This is a genomic window from Flavobacterium gelatinilyticum (assembly GCF_027111295.1).
Classification (GTDB): Bacteria; Bacteroidota; Bacteroidia; order Flavobacteriales; family Flavobacteriaceae; genus Flavobacterium; species Flavobacterium gelatinilyticum.
The window spans coordinates 3,912,625-3,932,354 of sequence record NZ_CP114287.1; the positions used below are offsets into that span (position 1 = coordinate 3,912,625).

Here is a 19,730-nt window from a genome sequence, read left to right on the forward strand (position 1 = left end):
AGTAGTAATGTGCTTCTTTTTTTACTGTTGTTTAAAGCTGTCCTCAAATAAGGTTATATCTATTGCATTTTTTACATCATAATCGCCAATTTTAGTGCGGCGAAGAACCGTTAAATGCGAACCTGAATTCATTGCTTTTCCAAAATCGTAAGCAAGCGAACGTATATAAGTTCCTTTACTGCATACCACCCTAAAGTCAATTTCAGGCAATTCGATTCTGGTGATTTCAAATTCATGAATCGTGGTTTTTCTGCTTTCAATTTCTATTGTTTCTCCGGCACGTGCATGTTCATATAAACGTACACCGTCTTTTTTGATCGCTGAAAAAATAGGCGGTTTCTGGTCGATTTCGCCCAAAAATTGTTTCACTGTTTCGTAAATCAAAGCTTCATCAATATGCTCTGTTGGGAAAGTCCGGTCGATTTCGGTTTCAAGATCGTAAGACGGAGTAGTGGCTCCTATATAAAATGTTCCGGTATATTCTTTTGCCTGACCCTGGAGTTCAGAAATTTTCTTGGTAAATTTTCCGGTGCAGATTAATAATAAGCCTGTTGCCAGCGGATCTAAAGTTCCGGCATGGCCGATTTTGAACTTTTTTGGAAGCCCGGCTTTATTAATTAAAAGATATTTTAATTTATTGACAGCTTGAAACGAACTCCATTTTAAAGGTTTGTCTATCAATAAAACTTGTCCGTTTAAATATTCTTCAGGTGTCATTATATAATCGTAAGCGGGTGAATAAAAAAGTGGATCAGTAATAAAATGATTCCGGCAATGATTCGGTAATAACCAAAAACTTTAAAACCGTTTTTAGTCAGGAAACCAATAAAAGTTTTAATAGCTAAAAGAGCGACAATAAAAGCCACAATGTTCCCGATGATTAAAATGTTTATCTGATCGTGAGATAACTCAAATCCGGCTTTGTAATAGTCGTAGCATTTTTTTGCCGTTGCGCCTAACATAGTTGGTACAGCCAAAAAGAATGAAAACTCAGCTGCAGAAGTTCTTGTTAATTTCTGCGACATACCGCCCACAATACTGGCACCGCTTCGTGAAACTCCCGGAATCATGGCAAGGCATTGAAATAATCCAATTTTCAGGGCTTTTGCATATGTGATTTCAGTTGAAACTTCGGGATCGTTTGGTTTGTTGAACCATTCATCAACTTTTAATAAAATAATACCTCCCAGTAAAAGAGATACGGCAACAGTAACAGGATTTTCTAATAAACCGTCGATAAAATCGCTTAATAGCAGGCCTAAAACCACGGCAGGAATAAAAGCCACTAAAAGTTTAAAATAGAAATCAAATGTCTGAAAGAAACGTTTGAAATATAAAATGACAACGGATAGTATCGCGCCCAGCTGAATGACAATTGTAAAAAGTTTAGTGAAATCGTCATGAGCGATTCCGAAAAAAGAAGAGGCAATAATCATGTGGCCTGTTGAAGAAACCGGTAAAAATTCTGTTATTCCTTCAATAATGGCAAGAACGATAGCTTGTAATGTGTTCATTTAGGTTTTTAGATTTTAGATTTCAGATTTTAGATTTCCTTCGCTTTACTCAGGATTACTAAAACCTTTGATCTATTTATTTTGATTTTTTGAAGATAGAATAAATCGTGATTCCAAAACCAATTAAAACGGTGGTTGGAGCTAAACGAATACGTCTGAAACTAAATACATCTTCATTAAAAACATTTGGATCGTGGCTTCCTCCGCCAGACATCAGGATAAATCCTAAGGCGATAACCGCGATTCCAATTAATAAGATTTTATAGTTTATACCATCAAAAAGAAATTCGTGTTTTTGAGGCTGTTCTTCTTTAAAATTATTTTTCATTTTTATTTTTTTATCCCTAAAGCCCGAGCAAAGCAAAGAGTGATTTATTTAAATAGTAAATCTAAAATCAGCAGTTTGAAATTAGTAAAGATCGTCTGTTCTTAAGTTTAAGAAACGCTGCGTTGCAATGTGAGTGCTTATCCAGGTAATAAGGATTCCGAATCCAAAAACAGCCAGTAAAACCAATCCGATCAGTGCTTTTTCTTCTAAAATTCCTAATCCGGGGAAATTTGATTCAACATAGAATAAAAGACCAATTAAGGCAATGATTGCTAATAAAGCACCCAATATTCCTAATTTGATGCTTCTCATGACAAAAGGTTTACGGATAAACGATTTTGTAGCACCCACCATCTGCATGGTTTTAATGATAAAACGGTTGGAATGTATAGATAAACGTAGTGAGCTGTTGATTAATAAAACTGCAATTACAGTAAGGAAACCGCTGATAATCAAAATCCACATACTTACTTTTTTGATATTGTCGTTTACCAGATTTACCAATTGTTTGTCGTAAACAATATCTTCGATCATAGTATTTTTACGCAAAGCACTTTCGATTTTTAAAATACTGTCACGTTCAACATAATCAGCTTTTAAATGAATATCGTATGAATTCAATAATGGGTTTTCACCTAAAAAAGTCAGGAAATCTTCTCCAATAATATCAGTATGTTCTTTTGCCGCTTTTTCTTTAGTTACATAAACATGAGATAAGGCAAAAGGCGCTCTTTTAAGTTCAGTGTCAAAAGCTGTGATAATACTGTCATTTGCCTCATTTTTAAAGAAAACCGTCATAGCAATTTTTTCTTTAAAGTCGTCAGCCAGTTTATTAGAATTAATAATAAATAATCCCAGTACTCCTAAAAGGAATAAAACCAGAAATACACTTAAAACTACCGAAAAATAAGAGGAAATTAACCTGCGTTTTTGAAATTTATCAAAATTGGAACTCATACTGCGTTTAAATTTGTGGTAAAAATAATAAACAATTTCTTTATTTAAAGTTAATAACAAACTTTTATACTATAAATGTACGATTCCCTGTTGAATAAAAAGTTGATTTTTATTGTAAAAAATAATTTTAACCATAAAGTAAGCAAAGATTTTTAATGTTTAAAAAAATGCAAAGTTCGCAAAGCTTTGTTTTGAGAAAGCTTCGCGAACTTTGCGTTATTTAGATGCGTCCAGATTTAAAAATTAGAATCTTAGCGTCTTAGTGCCATTATTTAACTTTATAAACCTCGATGCTTTTCAGCCAGTAAACATGACGCGGCCCGGTTTTGATGTCGTTTTTGCAAATCGCTATCATTTCGCCGTTTTTAATTGGTTTTCCGTTTTCTTCAAAAAGAACAAAAGCATTTTCACCGGTAGGATTATTAAAAATTTCTGCCCATGAAAAAGTAGCTTTGTAATCGTCTGAAGCCCTTGCTACAATATAAAAATTTCGGTCTTTATGCCCATCCTGTTTTATTTTTGCTTTTTCTAAAATATCTTTCAAAAGCACACCTTTGCACACTTTATCATCTTTTTTTACCTGACCGCTCTGGCAGACTACTTTAAAATCGTCGATTGTTACGACTTTCATCTTTTTTAAAGAATCAACTGTAAGCTGTAATGGAAATTCAACATCTCCTTTTACTTCGATTTGATGGTTAACCATTTTTAAACTGTCCTCAGGAGTCAGCGGAATGTGTTTGTCAATATCGGTTTTTATTGTTTCTTCTGTAGAAGCTGTTTCTTCTTTTTCTTTTTTCGAAGAATTGCACATCGCACATGAAAATGCGATTAATAAAACAAGAATGTAATTTTGTGTTTTCATATAAAGTTTGTTTTTGAATTAATTCCAATTGAAAAAACGAAGTGTTACAAAAAAGTTGCGTCCTTCTTCGGGGTAACCTTCTACAATACTGTAGTTTTTGTCAAATATATTATTGATTCCGGCATCGAGACTGAAATTCTTAGTGATTTTGCCTGAACCGTATAAGTTTAAAAGCGTATAATCTGAAACCCTTGCGCCGTAGCTTGTACTGAAACGAGGCGAATTAAACTCAGAATTGGCAATTAATCGCAGGATCTTTATAGGGCTGTACTCTAAAGTTCCCATTACTTTTGTGTTTGGAACATCGGTAAAATGAATAGTTGGATTTGTAATGTTTTTTCTTTCCAGATACGTGTAATTAAAGTTAAGAGACAAATTATCTAAAACAGCATAATGCAGCTGGGCCTCGATTCCTTTATATTCAGCTTCACCAAAATTCTGCATCTGCGATTTTCCCGGCTCAACATTGCTCACACTTAAGATCGCATCCGAAAGTGAACTGTAGAAAACAGCCGTCTGGAATGTTACTTTTCCAAAAAGATTTGCCGTGTAATTCAATTCATAATTAACAGCTTTTTCAGGTTTCAGGTCCGGATTTGGAATTGCAGTTCCCATTCGGTATGAGTAACGGTCTTTTATAGTAGCAAATCGGGTTTTTTGAGAAACAGTTGCGCCCAGTTTGTTTTCGTTATTGAACTGATAAAATAGACCAATCTGAGCATTAAACGCATCACTTGCTCCGGCTTCAGGATAATCAGAAATTACTTTTGTCGTGCTGTTGTAATCTTCGGCTTCATTGTTTTTTCTGATGTTGTAACTAACACCCGGAATTACGGTAAATTTTGAAGTAACTTTATATATATCTTCAATTCCCACCAAAACGGTATTGTCTATAAAATGACGAACCGGCTCGCCAAGATTGTTTTCGCGGTGCACATCTTCTTTAAAGTGAAAAGCAATTTTCAGGTCGTTTTTTGGGATAATTTTAGTGTTGTACTCCAGATTTCCTCCAAAAGTATAATCGTTGTAAATACTTTCGAATGCATACGGTTTTGTTTGTGCTGAATACGAAGCATCGTCATAACTGTCGAGAGTATTTTTGAAACGGTCAAAATAAACTCTGGTTTTAAAACTGTTCTGGTCATCAAAAGCAGAATTCGAAATAAAATAAAAACTTTCTTTATCCCAGTTTGGCCACTGCCAGAAGCGCGGTTTCAGCAAAAGAGAATTTTGAGTATCGTTTCCGGTATAAACAGGGTTTGCTTTTTTGCCCTGCTGATTGATATAACCAATCGCATATTCGCTTTTTTCAGTCGGCGTCCATCCAATTTTAAAACTGATTTTTTGATCTTTTCTATATGAATTGTCTCTTTGGCCTCCGTTTTCATTGGCTGTTGGAACAAAGCTGGAAGACATTCTGTACGAATCACGGTCTAAATAAGAGAAACCTCCCTGAAAGTAGAATTTCCCAATATTCGAACCAATATTTACATTACCGCGGTATCCGTTGCTGTTGATCACTCCCAGTGATCCATCGTATTCCAGTTTTTTAGAAGGTTTTCTGGAAACTAAATTTATAGCGCCGCCAAGCGAATTTGGTCCGTAAAGAACAGATGAAAATCCTTTTGAAACATCAACCGCAGCCAAATCGAAAGTGGTAAATCTGGCAAGATCAACATAACCGTCATAAGGCACATAAACCGGAATCCCGTCCATATAAACCGGAACCTGTCTTAAATCAAAACCACGAACAGAAACCATCGATTCGTTTCTTGGTCCCGAAGCTGTCAGGCTGACCCCCGGAAGCATGTTCAGCGCTTTAGAAACTTCCATTTTGTTTTGGGATTCCATTGTTTTTGATGTTACCCTGTTCAAAGTGTCTTTGTTCTGATGGTTGGTAATAATAACTTCCCCAAGCATAAAAACATTCGAATTTTTTAAAGAATCAGCTGGTTTTGAATTGTTCTGCTGTGCCAGTCCAAATATTGGAAGAAGCAAAAGCGAGAGAAATTTTAGTTTCATATTTACGATATTTAGTTTCAGTATGTTTTAAAATGAATACTGCTATTTAAAAAAAATGATGTGAGTTAATTTTCTTTTTTCTCCGGCAAAAAAAAGCCTTTTAAAAAATATAGAGCATGACTGAAATCATAGTTTATTGGACAGCCGGCGTAACTATGCTTAAAATTAATGCTATAATTTTTAAAACTTTAAAAGTTGTGTTTCTTTTTGCGCGAATTCTTTTATACGTTTTTCAACTTCATAAAAAATAGCAATTGCTTTTTCTCCGGCCTCTGTTAGTTTTGCCCCGCCGCCGCCTTTTCCGCCCAGAAGTTTTTCGACCAGAGGAGATTCTGCACGCTGATTCATTTCTTCAACCATCTGCCAGGCTTGTCTGTACGCCATTTTCATTTCTTTAGCTGCATTGGTTATAGAACCTGTTTTTTGGATATTTTCTAAAAGCCAGATTTTTCCAATTCCCAGAAACGCCCCTTCAGTTTCTTCAATCCAAACCCGTACTTCGATATTGTATTTCTTATTTGCTGTCATTAAATTCAGTGTAAATAAGTATTTGTAATTGCAATAATACGTATTTTTACGTAACGTTGAATACGTAAAACGTTATTTTATTTGTTTGTCGGAGAAATAGCTTTGGAACAAAGAACAATAAATGTAAATTTGCGCCATAATTTAAAGTGGTAAAGCTTTGCAACTTTGCCTCTTTGCAACTTTGACCCTTTAAGATGAAATACAATCCAAACGAAATAGACGCCAAATGGCAGAAGTATTGGGCAGAAAATGAAACTTTTGCTGCCAAAAACAATTCTGAAAAACCGAAGCATTATGTTTTAGACATGTTTCCTTACCCGTCAGGAGCAGGACTGCACGTTGGGCATCCGCTGGGGTACATTGCTTCAGATGTTTATTCTCGTTTTAAAAGACATCAGGGATTTAATGTTTTGCATCCAATGGGATACGACAGTTTTGGATTGCCGGCTGAGCAGTATGCAATTCAGACAGGGCAGCGTCCGGAAGATACAACACGTGTAAACATTGATGGAGGAGTAGATAAAGAAGGAAAACAAATTGCCGGTTACAGAAAACAATTAGATAAAATTGGATTCTCTTTTGACTGGGGACGTGAAGTTCGTACCTCAAATCCGGATTACTACAAGCATACACAATGGATTTTTATTCAGTTGTTCAACTCATGGTACAATAAAAATTCTGATAAAGCCGAAGATATTGCAACATTGGTTTCTATTTTTGAAAAAGATGGAAATGCCAATGTAAATGCAGTTTCTGACGATAATATTGCTGTTTTCTCTGCAGCCGAATGGAATGCATTTTCATCTGACGAACAGGAAAAAATTCTTTTGCAGTACAGATTGACGTATTTGGCAGAAACAGAAGTAAACTGGTGTCCTGGTTTAGGAACGGTTCTGGCAAATGACGAAATCGTAAACGGAGTTTCTGAGCGTGGAGGCTTTCCTGTTATAAGAAAAAAAATGACACAATGGAGCATGCGAATTTCTGCTTATGCCGAACGTTTGCTTGATGGCTTAAATACAATTGATTGGAGTGAATCAATCAAAGAATCGCAAAGAAACTGGATTGGGAAAAGTGTTGGAGCTTTAGTTAAGTTTCAAGTTTCAAGTTTCAAGTCTCAGGTTGATCCACAAAGCGGAGAAACTTTAAACGTGAAACCTGAAACAAATTTTATTGAAGTTTTCACAACTCGTCCTGATACTATTTTTGGCGTAACATTTATGACTTTGGCACCGGAACATGATTTGGTAGCTAAAATTACAACTCCGGAACAAAAAGCAGAAGTTGAAGCCTATATCGAAAAAACATCAAAACGTTCTGAGCGTGAACGTATGGCCGATGTAAAGACGATTTCTGGTGTGTTTACAGGAGCTTATGCTGAACATCCTTTTACAAAAGAACCAATTCCGGTCTGGATTGGAGATTATGTTTTGGCAGGTTACGGAACAGGAGCAGTTATGGCAGTTCCTTGCGGAGACGAAAGAGATTATGCTTTTGCTAATTTCTTTAAAGGTCAAAACGGAATGCAGGAAATTAAAAACATTTTTGCGAATGTTCATATTTCTGAAGCGGCTTACGGGTCAAAAGACAACGTTGAAATCGCAAATTCTGATTTCTTAAACGGATTAAATTATAAAGAAGGAACTAAAAAAGCCATCGAAAAACTGGAAGAAATTGGTCAGGGAACAGGTAAAACCAATTACCGTTTGCGTGATGCTGTTTTCTCCCGTCAGCGTTATTGGGGTGAACCATTCCCGGTTTATTATGTGAATGGACTTCCAAAAATGATTGATTCTCAGCATCTGCCAATTATTTTGCCGGAAGTTGAGAAATATTTACCGACTGAAGACGGATTACCGCCATTAGGAAACGCTGCAGTTTGGGCTTGGGACACTGTTCAGTCTTCAGTAGTTAGTACGCAGTTGATTGATAATGTACATATTTTTCCTTTAGAATTAAATACAATGCCGGGCTGGGCTGGAAGTTCATGGTACTGGATGCGTTATATGGATGCGCACAATGAAAATGAATTTGCAAGCAAAGAAGCTTTGGCTTACTGGGAAAGTGTTGATTTATACATTGGAGGAAGCGAACACGCAACAGGTCACTTATTGTACTCTCGTTTCTGGAACAAATTCTTAAAAGACAAAGGTTTTGCTCCAACCGAAGAACCATTCAAAAAACTGATCAATCAGGGGATGATTTTAGGGACTACGGCTTATGTTTACAGATTAGAAGGAACAAATACTTTTGTGTCTAAAAATAAAATTGAAGATCAAAAAGTACAGCCAATTCGTGTCGATGTTAATTTCGTTAATTCTTCGGATGAATTGAATATCGAAAAGTTCAAAGCTTGGAGAGAAGATTTCAATACAGCTGAATTTATTTTTGATGAAAACGGAAAATACATTGTAGGTCGTGAGGTTGAGAAAATGTCGAAATCATACTATAATGTGGTAACTCCAGACGATATTTGTGCAGAATATGGTGCTGATACATTGCGTTTATACGAAATGTTCTTAGGGCCGTTAGAGCAGGCAAAACCTTGGAATACTGCCGGTATTTCAGGAGTTTTTGGTTTCCTTAAAAAATTATGGAGATTGTATTTTGATGACAATGGTTTAATTGTAAACAACGATGAACCAACAAAAGACAACTTGAAATCATTACACAAAACAATCAAAAAAGTGGCAGATGATATTGAGAATTTCTCTTTCAATACTTCGGTTTCTCAGTTTATGATTTGTGTTAACGAATTGTCTTCTCAAAATTGTCATTCAAGAGCAATTTTAGAACCGTTAGCCATTTTGGTTTCACCTTACGCACCGCATATCGCTGAGGAATTATGGTCGCAATTAGGACACACAACTTCAATTTCTGATGCTGCGTTCCCAATTTTTGAAGAAAAACATTTGGTTGAAACCAATAAAGAATATCCGGTTTCTTTCAACGGAAAAATGCGTTTTACAATCGAACTGCCTTTGGATTTAACAGCAGCGCAAATCGAAGAAATCGTAATGAAAGACGAAAGAACACAAAAACACTTAGACGGTAGAACACCAAATAAAGTGATTATCGTTCCTGGAAAGATTATCAATCTTGTAGGTTAAGAATCTTTAAATTTCAATATAAAAATTCCAAATTCCAATTCTCTGTTGGGGTTTGGATTTTTTTTGTGCTTTTTTTGACATGAATTCGCTGCGGAAAACTATCCGTAACAATTGGAATATGGAATTTAGTATTTAGAATTTTAAAAAATGTTGTAACATTTTGATAGTTCCCGTATCCAAACCACGGATCCGATTAGTAATAACGTAAAACTATTAAAATGAAAAAGACTTATTTTATACATTTAAAACGAGACAACAACTTGTATTCGGAACAGCTAAACACTTTTATAAAATCTTAAATGGAATTCGAAGAAATATATAAAACCTATTGGGATCGGATTTTCAGGCTTTGTATGGGTTTTGTAAACGATTATGATGCCGCTCAGGATCTCACACAGGAAACCTTTATAATTGTCTGGCAGAAACTTGAAACCTTTCGTAATGAGTCGGCAATTGGAACGTGGATTTTCAGGATTGCTTCAAACAACTGCCTGAGACAGATCGAAAAACAAAAGCGATTTCCAAAATCAGAACTTCCCGTTCATCTTTCAGAAGAAAAGCAATATTCATTAGAACCGCAGATTCAGTTTTTGTATAAATGCATTGCAGAATTGCCCGAAACAGAACGTATCATTATTTCATTGGAACTGGAAGATGTGAAACAGGCAGAAATAGCTAAAATTATAGGTCTTTCTGAAGCCAATGTACGGGTAAAAATCTACAGAATAAAAGAAAAACTGACTCAAAAATTTAAAGAAAATGGACAACGATAATACTATTGATTTTAAAAATTTATGGAGAAAACAAACCATAAATCAGCCTGATATGCAGGATTTACTGGCGAGAGTAAGTAAATTTAAAAAAGGTGCTTTACGCAGTTTGTGGATTATGAATGTACTTCTTTTTGCTACAAGTGCCTTTATAGTTTTTGTCTGGATGTATTATCAGCCGCAGTTTATTTCGACTAAAATTGGTATTATCATCACAATACTGGCGATGGTGATCTATTTGTTTAAACATAATAAACTAGCAGGCAGTTATAAAAATATAGATTCGACCCAAAGTAATCAGGAATACCTGCAGCGATTAATTACAATTAAAAAGAAACAGCAGTTTTTGCAAACCAAAATGCTCAGCCTTTACTTTTTGCTTCTAACTTCCGGTATTTGTTTGTATATATATGAATATGCGGCCAGAATGAGCTTGACGGGCGCTGCTTTGGCCTATGGAATAACTTTATTATGGATGTTGTTTAACTGGTTTTATCTCCGCCCGAAACAAATAAGAAAACAAGAAGAAAAGATAAACAATCTTATTCATGCTTTTGAAGAAATCAACAATCAATTTGATGTATAAAAAGAAAAGCTTCGTATTTCTACGAAGCTCTTTCTTTTTCCAAAAACAAAAAATTAAATCCTAACCTATTAAAATTGTCTAGGGAATATGTAGGTCTTCGGGTGAGCTACGATAATCCCTTCTGAGTTTGCAGTTGCTGTTAATTCAGAAACTACTTTTCCTCCAACATAAATTTTTGCAGTTAAAGTTTGTCCTGCTACACCGCCATAACCAGAGGAGTGAACTAATGCACCATCAGAATCTGCATCAGCTGTGAATTCCAAAACCCATGGAAGTGCCAAAATATCTCCTATTTGAGGAGAACCGCTTTTGTCCATATACGAGACATCCAGTTTTCCGGTAAAATTTCCGGTAACTTCATATTTTACATCTCTCGATACCACAACTGGTTCCTCAATAATTACCTCTTCGTTGTCGTTGTTGTCATCGCTGCTGCAAGACCCTGCTGTAAAAGCAAGAGTAAGCGCAAGTGCTATAGTTTTTAAAATAGATTTCATATACAAAACTTTTAATGATTAATTAATAAAGCAAAATTAACAGCTTATTAAAAGGAGGTCAATACCTGATAAAATGCATTTTATATTACCTGTAATCAGGTAAAAAAAACGAAAACCTTTTCCAGACGGGTTTTAATTTAATAAATTTGGGCAAATACCATTTTATGAAGAAAAATTACTTTCTTTTACTTTTACTCATTTTATCCGCCGCTTCATACTCACAGGTTATTCTTTCTCTGGATGACGATTCTGTTTATATTGACAGTATCGCCAGGGTTACTAAAAACACAAAATCAGATAGTATAAAATGTTTGTATAGTTTTAGATTGTCCAAACTCTACCTGATGGTTCAGGATGCCGAAAAATCCAAACACTATTTAGAACAAGGAAACAAACTCAAAGCTCAATTCCCGTTTTTAAACGACGCTGCTATTTATTATAACTCTTCCAGTTTTCTGCAGAAGGGAGATTTAGACGGTTTCGAAAAAGAACTTTTAAAAGCCAATCAGCAGCTGAAAAAATATTACGATACCGAGGCATTCCGTCTTCGGGCAATCATACTTCAGAATTACGGCATCATTCAGCAGCGCAAGAATAATGAAAAAGCGTACATGAAACTGCTGATTAACGAGGCGATCCCAATTGCCAAAAGAAGCCGTGATTACGAGCTTATCAGCGGATTGTATAAGTCGGTTGCTATAATTTTTATGAATACAAGCGAGCGCGAAAAAGCAAGCGAGTATCTCAGCGAAGCCCAAAAATATATTGAAAGAGCATTGAGGAAAACGCCTACGCTTGCAGAATCTAAAATGGAAACGTATATTATTTATGCTGAAAATCTGGTTGAGCTCAAACATTTTTATGATGCCAAAAAAGTGCTGGATAAAGCGTTTTCGACCTTAAAAGATTTCCCGGAATCGAACCTCAATGATTCATATTATTATTCGGAAGGGATTTATTACGCCAAGCAGAATAAAAGTGATAATGCTTTGGAGAGTTATGCCAAAGGAATTAAATCGGCAGAAAAACATCAGAACACGATTGCCTTAAACCGACTAAAATTTGCTGAATACGAAGTGCTTTTTAAATTGAAAAATTATGAGAAAGCCAAAATTAATATTGATTATCTGCTGCAGAACACGCCATTTATTGTAGAGAAAAAAGATTATTATAATGAAATGGCCAAACTTTATAATGCGACCAAAGAATATGATAAGGCCTATTATTATTCGCATAAATACAATATTATAAATGACAGTTTAAACAGCAGTAAGTTTAAAACCGAAATCGTAGAGCTGGAAGCCAAATACAAAAAAGCCGAAAGCGAGAAAAAAATCTCTTTGCTGCAGTCTGAAAATGAAAAAGCAGCTTTGATGGTTTACAACAATCATTTAAATACAATTCTTTTCGCGGTATTGTCTTTTTTGTTGTTTCTTACCGTTTTGTTTTTGTGGATTTTTAATAAAAATCAAAAGAAATTAAGTGCCCAGAAAGAAATTAACCTTAAACAGGAATTGAATGCGTTCGAAAGCCGTCATAAACTTTCGGTTTCCAAAGCCCTGATTCAGGGTGAAGAAGTAGAACGAAAGAGAATTGCGAGGGATTTACACGATGGCCTCGGGAGTATGTTATCGAGTTTGAAAATTCATTTAAATCTGGCACAGAAAGAAAAAGACGAAGCTATTACCGGAGTAAGTAATTTACTGGATAATTCGATTAAGGAACTTCGGAATATTTCGCAGAATTTAATGCCGGAAACTTTATTAGAACTCAGTCTTGAACATGCTCTACGGGATTTATGCGCCGCTAATTCGAATGTCGTTACGAAGATTGAATTTCAATATCTGATAAAAAAATCAAAATTATCCAAGACCGATGAGATCATGATTTACAGGATTATTCAGGAATTGCTCAATAATGCTTTAAAGTATGCAAATGCCTCCCAGGTTTTGGTTTCCTGTTCGCAGAATAAAGATGTCTTTTTTATTACCGTTGAAGATAACGGTTTAGGGTTCGATATGGCAGAATCTAAAAACAAAAAAGGAATGGGCTTAAAGAATATTATAAACCGTGTGGAATTTCTAAACGGAAAACTGGAAATAGATAGCAAAATAAACGAAGGAACTTCAATTTATATCGAATTGAAAGTGTTGAACGAAAATCAGGAAAATGAATAAAAAGTATAAAATGGTAGTGGTCGACGATCACCCAATTGTAATTTCGGGGATTACTGGACTGCTTTCGGATTTAGATAATGTCGAAATTGTGCAAAAAATGCATTCCGGTGTAACGCTTTTGGATTATATCGAAAATAATAAAGTCGATGTAATTTTAGTCGATATTTTTCTGCCGGTGATAACAGGAATTGATCTTTGTAAATCGATTAAACAAAAATTTCCTGAAATCGTAATTATTGGAATGAGCAGTCAGTCGGAGCGCAGTCTTGTGATGCAGTTTATACGAAACGGCGGTAACGGTTATATTTTGAAAAATGCCTCGTTTGAGGAATTTAAAAACTGTATTTATAAAGCCATTGAAGGTGAAATTGTGTTCAGCGATGAGGTAAAAACGATTGTAAGCCAGCCTTTGTCTGAAGACCTTGATGTGGTTCCGAGTTTAAGCAGACGAGAAAAAGACATTGCGATTTTGCTTTCTAAAGGAAAACAAACACAGGAAATTGCCGATGAATTATTCTTAAGCTTTTTGACCGTACAGACACACCGAAGAAATATTCTTCAGAAATACAAGACAAAAAATGTAGCTGAATTGATTACACTGCTCCTAAAAAACAATCTTTTGGACTAAAAATGGCTGAAAAAATGTCAAAATGGCATTTTGTTAAAATGGTTTATAATTTGATGTTTGTTTTGTAACTTTAAAAATCAATCAAAAAGTATAAAACATGGGAAGTGGATATTTAATTCTCGCCGGAGCAATTATGTTGTTCAGCTGGATGGTGAGTTCAAAACTTAAAAGTAAATTCGAATTATATTCTAAGCTGCAATTACGAAACGGAATGAGCGGCCGCGAAATAGCAGAAAAAATGCTTGCTGATAACGGAATCAGGGATGTTCGTGTTATTTCGACTCCGGGACAGTTAACAGATCATTATAACCCGTCAGACAAAACGGTAAATTTAAGTGAAGCAGTTTATAATCATCGTAATGCGGCAGCTGCAGCTGTAGCAGCTCACGAATGCGGACATGCGGTACAGCACGCTATTGGTTATGAATGGTTAACTATGCGTTCAAAATTAGTTCCTATTGTAAGTGTAGCTTCAAATTTCATGCAGTGGATTCTGCTGGCCGGAATTTTAATGATCAGAACCTTTCCGCAATTACTTTTAGTCGGAATCATCATTTTTGCTTTAACGACTTTGTTTTCTATTGTAACACTGCCGGTAGAATATGATGCGAGTAACAGAGCATTAGCATGGCTGGAAAACAAACATATGCTGACACAGGAAGAGCAGGCAGGAGCAAAAGATGCTTTAAAATGGGCGGCAAGAACCTATGTGGTAGCTGCCTTAGGATCGATAGCAACGCTGTTGTACTATATTTCGATTTATTCAAACAGGAGAAATTAATTGAGATAATTAGTCAATTAGATAATTTATAGTAAACCCGATTGGTTTTTTAAAACCAGTCGGGTTTTGTTTTTAGGTAGTTTTTGAAATTATCTAATTATCAAATTGCCGCATTATCTAATTTACAACTGTATCTGCCTGTCGATCTGTTGATCCAGCGAAATAAAAGTTTCGGTTCTGGAGACACCTTCAATTGCCTGTATTTTTGTATTTAAAAGCTGCATCAGGTGTTCGTTGTCCCGACAGATAATTTTAATTAAAACTGACCAGTTTCCTGTAGTGTAATGACATTCCAAAACTTCGGGGATTTTGCGTAATTCTTTTACGGCTTCTGAGTTTCGTGAAGCTTTGTCAAGATAAACACCAACAAAAGCCATTGTGTTATAACCTAAAACTTTTGGGTTAACCGTAAACTTTGATCCTGAGATTACACCGGATTGTTCCAGTTTTTTTAAACGCTGGTGAATGGCTGCTCCGGAGATTCCAATTTTATTGGCAATCTGAAGTATAGGTTTTCGGGCATCGTCCATCAGGTATCGAAGAATTTCTTTGTCGATACCGTCAATTTCAATTAAAAGGGAGTTGATTTTCATAACTTACAATTTGAAACTGTTTTTTGTGATTTGGGTTGAGAATAGAAATCAAATGTAGTTAAAATCAATTGCAAATCGAAACTCCAAAATTTTTAATTTCGATATTTTAAGAAAACATAGCTCAGTATTTCGGCTTTTGGAGACGTAGTTGAGATTGCTGTAAAAGAAAAAATTCCAAATCCCAAGTGATTAGTTTGGAATTTGGAATTTTAAAATTGTATATTCTGGGAAATTTATTTCCCTTTATTTGCCTCGGCAATATATTTTTCTAAAGCCATTGTCATAGAAGGTGTCTCAGGAGTTGGGGCAAGAATGTCGATTCGTAAACCGTGATCTAATGCCTCTTTTTGAGTTGTGCTTCCAAAAACAGCTATTCTGGTGTTGTTTTGTTTGAAGTCTGGGAAGTTTTTAAACAATGATTTAATTCCGGTTGGACTAAAAAATGCCAAAACATCGTAATAAACATCTGCAAGATCAGATAAGTCACTCATTACAGTTCTGTAAAAAATAGCTTGTGCCCAATCTACTTTAAGACCGTTTAATGTTACAGGAGCATCTGCATTTAATTGATCTGATGCTGGTAACAAAAATTTCTCGTCTTTGTACTTTTTAATTAGAGGAGATAAGTCTGCAAAATCTTTTGCTCCAACGTAAATTTTACGTTTTCTGTACACAACATACTTTTGCAGGTAAAATGCAACTGCTTCTGACTGACAAAAATATTTCAATCCTTCAGGAACTTTGTAACGCATTTCATCGGCCACTCTAAAAAAATGATCTACAGCATTTCGACTTGTTAAAATGATCGCAGTGTAATGATTAAGATCGATTTTTTGTAATCGAATCTCTTTTGCGCTAACCCCTTCCACATGAATAAATGGTCTGAAATCAATTTTTATTTTGTGTTTTTGTTGGAGCTCAAAGTAAGGAGAATTCTCCACTTTAGGTTCAGGCTGTGACACCAAAATTGTTTTCACTTTCATATTATAAACATTTTCTAAGCACTCCCTTTTGTAATCCAGTAATAAAGAAAATAATAAGGGGCTATTTCAAGAGCGCAAAGATACAAAATAAAATAAAATAACTTGCCGATAATTGCGTTTTGATATGTTTTAATTGAAATAAAATAAGAATACAGGCTGATACACAGTGAAATACCAATGATTGCAAGGGGTACAATCGTTGGAATATTATTGTAATAAAACAAAATTGCGTTGATTGGAAGGATTAAAACGCCAATGTACGTTCTGTAAGTAACTTTTTGCAAGTTAAAAAGCTCCACAAATTCCTCGATGTTGAAAGAAACTGCTACAATTTTTTCAATTAAATATTTAGCAAGAATAAAATAAAGAAGGAAAGTCGCAATCTGAATAAACAAAATCCAGTCTGTTTTAGAAATTACATCTGCCGTTTTTGAATTTGCTGAAAATATACTCATCGTAAGCTGAATAAAAAAAGCAAACGAAATTACCTGAACAAAAAATAAACCAACCGTAAAACTGCTTTTCATGTGGCTGTTGTCGCGGTAAATTTTAGCATATTTATCTGAGAAAATAAGCTTGCTGAATTCGGTAAAACGAGTTTCATAAGCTGATTTGGTCATGGCCACAACGGCAAACGTCAGGACAAACAAAGCTGTTGCCCAGTCTTTGTTTTCGATTATTCGTGGATTAAGATGTTCAATCATAGTGTCACAAAATTAGTAATTTTTTGTATCAATAGTTTTATTATGTATTTATTATGAACCGAATGCTATAAAAAGTTTACTTTTGCGATGAAATTACCGAGAAAAAAATGAGTGATAGTATTGTCATAATTCCTACTTATAACGAAATAGAAAACATAGAAAGTATAATAAGAGCAGTACTTTCGCAGCACAAACCTTTTCATCTTTTAATAATCGATGACAATTCTCCCGATCATACGGCAGATAAAGTAATCGCCTTGCAGGAAGAATTTGAAGGAAGGCTGTTTTTAGAAAAAAGAGCAAAAAAAGCAGGATTAGGAACCGCTTACGTTCATGGATTCAAATGGGCGCTGGAACGCAAATACGATTTCATTTTTGAAATGGATGCTGACTTTTCGCATAATCCAAGCGATCTTGAAAAATTATATGACGCCTGCCATTTTGGAGGTGCTGATCTGGCAATCGGTTCACGTTATGTAAAAGGCGTAAATGTGGTAAACTGGCCTTTGAGCCGCGTTTTAATGTCGTATTTTGCTTCGGTATATGTTAAGTTTATTACCGGAATGAAAATTCACGATGCAACCGCGGGTTTTGTCTGCTATAAAAGAGAGGTTTTAGAAAAAATCAATCTCAACAAAATTAAATTTGTAGGATATGCGTTTCAGATAGAAATGAAATACAGAACCTATTGCGCTAAATTTGAAATTAAAGAAGTTCCGATCATTTTTACGGACAGAACAAAAGGGGTTTCAAAAATGAGCAATGCTATTATTAAAGAAGCAATTCTGGGTGTAATAACGCTTCGATTAAAGAAATTAGTCAATTCATTATAAAAGAAGACAATGAATAGGATTTTAATAAAAAATGCCAAAATAGTAAACGAAGGAACTATTTTTGAAGGAGATGTCCTGATAGAAAACGATCTGATTGTTGAAGTTTCAGACAGCATAAGTCTAAAAACATCAGATTGTATTGTAATTGATGCCGAAGGAAATTATTTAATGCCGGGTGCAATTGATGATCAGGTTCATTTTAGAGAACCAGGATTAACCCACAAAGGCGATATAGAATCAGAATCGAGAGCTGCCGTTGCAGGAGGAATTACTTCTTTTATCGAACAGCCCAACACGGTTCCAAATGCGGTGACTCAGGAAATACTAGAAGATAAATATCAAATTGCTTCTCAAAAATCATTTGCGAACTATTCGTTTATGATGGGAGCAACCAATGATAATCTGGAAGAAGTTTTAAAAACGAATCCAAAGAATGTTGCCGGAATCAAGATTTTCCTTGGTTCTTCTACCGGAAATATGCTGGTTGATAATGAGGCAACTTTAGAACGAATTTTTTCAAGTACGCCAATGTTAATTGCCGTGCATTGTGAAGATGAAACTACGATCCAGAATAATTTAGCCGAATTTAAAGAGAAATACGGAGAAGATATTCCGGTAACGGCGCACAACTTAATCAGAAGTTCCGAGGCTTGTTATCTTTCTTCTTCAAAAGCAGTTGCGCTGGCGAAAAAGACAGGAGCGAGACTTCATATTTTTCACCTTTCGACAGCGAAAGAAATGGAATTATTTACGAATAAAATTCCGTTAGAAGATAAAAAAATCACGGCTGAGGTTTGCGTACACCATCTTTGGTTTACAGATGAAGATTATAAAACAAAAGGGAATTTCATAAAATGGAATCCAGCTGTAAAAACCGCAGCAGATCGTAAAGCGCTTTGGGAAGCTTTAAATGACGGACGTATCGATGTTATTGCAACAGATCATGCACCGCATACCAAAGAAGAAAAACAACAATCGTACTTGAAAGCACCTTCTGGAGGGCCGCTGGTACAGCATGCAGTTGTGGCAATGTTCGAGGCGCATCATCAGGGAAAAATCAGCGTGGAGAAAATTGTAGAGAAAATGTGCCACAATCCGGCTAAGATTTTTAAAATTGAAAAAAGAGGATTTATTAAAGAAGGCTATTTTGCCGATTTGGTAATTGTGAACCCAAGTCTGCCGTGGAGCGTAAACTCAGATAATATTTTATACAAATGCGGCTGGTCTCCGTTTGAAGGCACTACTTTCAAATCGAGAATTACGCATACTTTTGTAAACGGAGAATTGGTTTACAACAACTTTAAGGTGAAAGACAGCCGAGCAGGAAAGCGATTATTTTTTGACAGATAAAAAGTCCAAATGAAGAATTTTTTGATACTATTATTGGTTTTATTTCTTTTTGTAAGTTGTAAAGAAGAAGTGGTAAAACAGCCGGCAAAACTTATCGAGAAAGATAAAATGGTTGATATTATGTATGATTTGTCTCTTTTGGAGGCAATGAAATACCAGCATCAGCAAAAACTGGATTCGACAGAAACAGATCCAACCAAATTTATTTTAAAGAAATATAAAATAGACAGCCTTCAGTTTGCAGAGAATAATAAGTATTATGCAGCAGATTATGAGAACTACAAAGAATTGTTTGATGAAGTAGGGAAAAGGCTGGCCAAAAATCAGAGAGATACAGATTCTATTGTAACGCTTGAAGAGAAAAAAGCAAAGAAAGCTGCGAAAGATAAGAAAGATAAACCAAAAGCAGCAACTCCAAAAGATTCAGTTAAAAAACCTGGAAATAAAATAAACATTGATTCGATACGACGACAAATGATTATAAATCGTAAGAACAGTAAATAA

At 35.2% G+C, this 19,730-nt stretch carries 20 protein-coding genes; 9 read left to right on the forward strand and 11 right to left on the reverse strand.

Features of this window, described 5'->3' with window-relative positions:
• Positions 1-21: 21 nt before the first annotated feature.
• The 7 genes from truB to OZP11_RS16640 all read right to left on the reverse strand — a co-directional run bounded on the left by truB (position 22) and on the right by OZP11_RS16640 (position 6,214).
• Entirely contained in the window at positions 22-717 is a 696-nt protein-coding gene (truB, locus tag OZP11_RS16610) for a tRNA pseudouridine(55) synthase TruB (RefSeq protein WP_281231671.1), read from the reverse strand.
• Complete coding sequence (locus OZP11_RS16615) at positions 717-1,514, reverse strand: undecaprenyl-diphosphate phosphatase (RefSeq protein ID WP_281231672.1); 798 nt, start codon at positions 1,512-1,514, stop codon at positions 717-719. The genes truB and OZP11_RS16615 overlap by 1 nt, the downstream gene beginning before the upstream one ends.
• 76 nt (positions 1,515-1,590) lie before the next feature.
• Positions 1,591-1,842 (reverse strand): DUF3098 domain-containing protein, encoded by a 252-nt coding sequence (locus OZP11_RS16620; protein WP_281231673.1) that lies wholly within the window; start codon positions 1,840-1,842, stop codon positions 1,591-1,593.
• A gap of 81 nt (positions 1,843-1,923) precedes the next feature.
• Positions 1,924-2,799, reverse strand: coding sequence for a cell division protein FtsX (locus tag OZP11_RS16625; RefSeq protein WP_281231674.1), 876 nt, complete (start codon positions 2,797-2,799; stop codon positions 1,924-1,926).
• Between the two features lie 268 nt (positions 2,800-3,067).
• Entirely contained in the window at positions 3,068-3,664 is a 597-nt protein-coding gene (locus OZP11_RS16630) for a molybdopterin-dependent oxidoreductase (protein ID WP_281231675.1), read from the reverse strand.
• A gap of 18 nt (positions 3,665-3,682) precedes the next feature.
• Positions 3,683-5,686, reverse strand: a complete 2,004-nt coding sequence (locus OZP11_RS16635; protein ID WP_281231676.1) for a TonB-dependent receptor plug domain-containing protein — start codon at positions 5,684-5,686, stop codon at positions 3,683-3,685.
• Positions 5,687-5,866: 180 nt separating this feature from the next.
• Positions 5,867-6,214 (reverse strand): winged helix-turn-helix domain-containing protein, encoded by a 348-nt coding sequence (locus OZP11_RS16640; protein ID WP_281231677.1) that lies wholly within the window; start codon positions 6,212-6,214, stop codon positions 5,867-5,869.
• Positions 6,215-6,408: 194 nt separating this feature from the next.
• On the opposite strand from OZP11_RS16640, the gene leuS reads away from it, so the two are divergent.
• From leuS to OZP11_RS16655, 3 genes are all read left to right on the forward strand, one after another.
• The gene (gene leuS / locus OZP11_RS16645; RefSeq protein WP_281231678.1) at positions 6,409-9,324 is read left to right on the forward strand and encodes a leucine--tRNA ligase; all 2,916 of its coding nucleotides are present in this window, start codon (positions 6,409-6,411) and stop codon (positions 9,322-9,324) included.
• A gap of 299 nt (positions 9,325-9,623) precedes the next feature.
• Positions 9,624-10,097 carry an RNA polymerase sigma factor gene (locus OZP11_RS16650; protein ID WP_281231679.1) on the forward strand — a complete coding sequence of 158 codons (474 nt, stop codon included), beginning with the start codon at positions 9,624-9,626 and terminating at the stop codon, positions 10,095-10,097.
• Positions 10,084-10,680 (forward strand): hypothetical protein, encoded by a 597-nt coding sequence (locus tag OZP11_RS16655; protein WP_281231680.1) that lies wholly within the window; start codon positions 10,084-10,086, stop codon positions 10,678-10,680. The genes OZP11_RS16650 and OZP11_RS16655 overlap by 14 nt, the downstream gene beginning before the upstream one ends.
• A 68-nt stretch (positions 10,681-10,748) precedes the next feature.
• Here OZP11_RS16655 and OZP11_RS16660 read toward each other — a convergent pair whose 3' ends face one another.
• Entirely contained in the window at positions 10,749-11,177 is a 429-nt protein-coding gene (locus OZP11_RS16660; protein ID WP_281231681.1) for an MmpS family transport accessory protein, read from the reverse strand.
• Positions 11,178-11,341: 164 nt separating this feature from the next.
• On the opposite strand from OZP11_RS16660, the gene OZP11_RS16665 reads away from it, so the two are divergent.
• The 3 genes from OZP11_RS16665 (at position 11,342) to OZP11_RS16675 (ending at position 14,763) form a co-directional block, all read left to right on the forward strand.
• The gene (locus tag OZP11_RS16665; protein WP_281231682.1) at positions 11,342-13,354 is read left to right on the forward strand and encodes a tetratricopeptide repeat-containing sensor histidine kinase; all 2,013 of its coding nucleotides are present in this window, start codon (positions 11,342-11,344) and stop codon (positions 13,352-13,354) included.
• On the forward strand, positions 13,347-13,982 hold the full coding sequence (locus OZP11_RS16670) for a response regulator transcription factor (RefSeq protein WP_281231683.1): 636 nt from the start codon (positions 13,347-13,349) through the stop codon (positions 13,980-13,982). The genes OZP11_RS16665 and OZP11_RS16670 overlap by 8 nt, the downstream gene beginning before the upstream one ends.
• A gap of 97 nt (positions 13,983-14,079) precedes the next feature.
• Positions 14,080-14,763: a zinc metallopeptidase gene (locus OZP11_RS16675; protein ID WP_281231684.1), complete on the forward strand. Its 684-nt coding sequence runs from the start codon at positions 14,080-14,082 to the stop codon at positions 14,761-14,763.
• A 122-nt stretch (positions 14,764-14,885) separates the two neighbouring features.
• On the opposite strand, the gene OZP11_RS16680 is transcribed toward OZP11_RS16675, so the two are convergent.
• From OZP11_RS16680 to OZP11_RS16690, 3 genes are all read right to left on the reverse strand, one after another.
• Positions 14,886-15,356 carry an Lrp/AsnC family transcriptional regulator gene (locus tag OZP11_RS16680; protein ID WP_008465121.1) on the reverse strand — a complete coding sequence of 157 codons (471 nt, stop codon included), beginning with the start codon at positions 15,354-15,356 and terminating at the stop codon, positions 14,886-14,888.
• Between the two features lie 233 nt (positions 15,357-15,589).
• Positions 15,590-16,339 carry a uroporphyrinogen-III synthase gene (locus OZP11_RS16685; RefSeq protein ID WP_281231686.1) on the reverse strand — a complete coding sequence of 250 codons (750 nt, stop codon included), beginning with the start codon at positions 16,337-16,339 and terminating at the stop codon, positions 15,590-15,592.
• Positions 16,340-16,353: 14 nt separating this feature from the next.
• Positions 16,354-17,043 (reverse strand): DUF4271 domain-containing protein, encoded by a 690-nt coding sequence (locus OZP11_RS16690; protein WP_281231687.1) that lies wholly within the window; start codon positions 17,041-17,043, stop codon positions 16,354-16,356.
• A gap of 107 nt (positions 17,044-17,150) precedes the next feature.
• Between OZP11_RS16690 and OZP11_RS16695 the strand changes: the two genes are divergently transcribed.
• Genes OZP11_RS16695 through OZP11_RS16705 form a run of 3 tightly spaced genes read left to right on the forward strand, consistent with a single transcriptional unit; the run spans position 17,151 to position 19,730 of the window.
• Positions 17,151-17,876, forward strand: coding sequence for a polyprenol monophosphomannose synthase (locus tag OZP11_RS16695; RefSeq protein WP_281231688.1), 726 nt, complete (start codon positions 17,151-17,153; stop codon positions 17,874-17,876).
• Positions 17,877-17,885: 9 nt separating this feature from the next.
• Positions 17,886-19,226, forward strand: coding sequence for a dihydroorotase (locus tag OZP11_RS16700; protein WP_281231689.1), 1,341 nt, complete (start codon positions 17,886-17,888; stop codon positions 19,224-19,226).
• Between the two features lie 9 nt (positions 19,227-19,235).
• Entirely contained in the window at positions 19,236-19,730 is a 495-nt protein-coding gene (locus OZP11_RS16705; protein ID WP_281231690.1) for a DUF4296 domain-containing protein, read from the forward strand.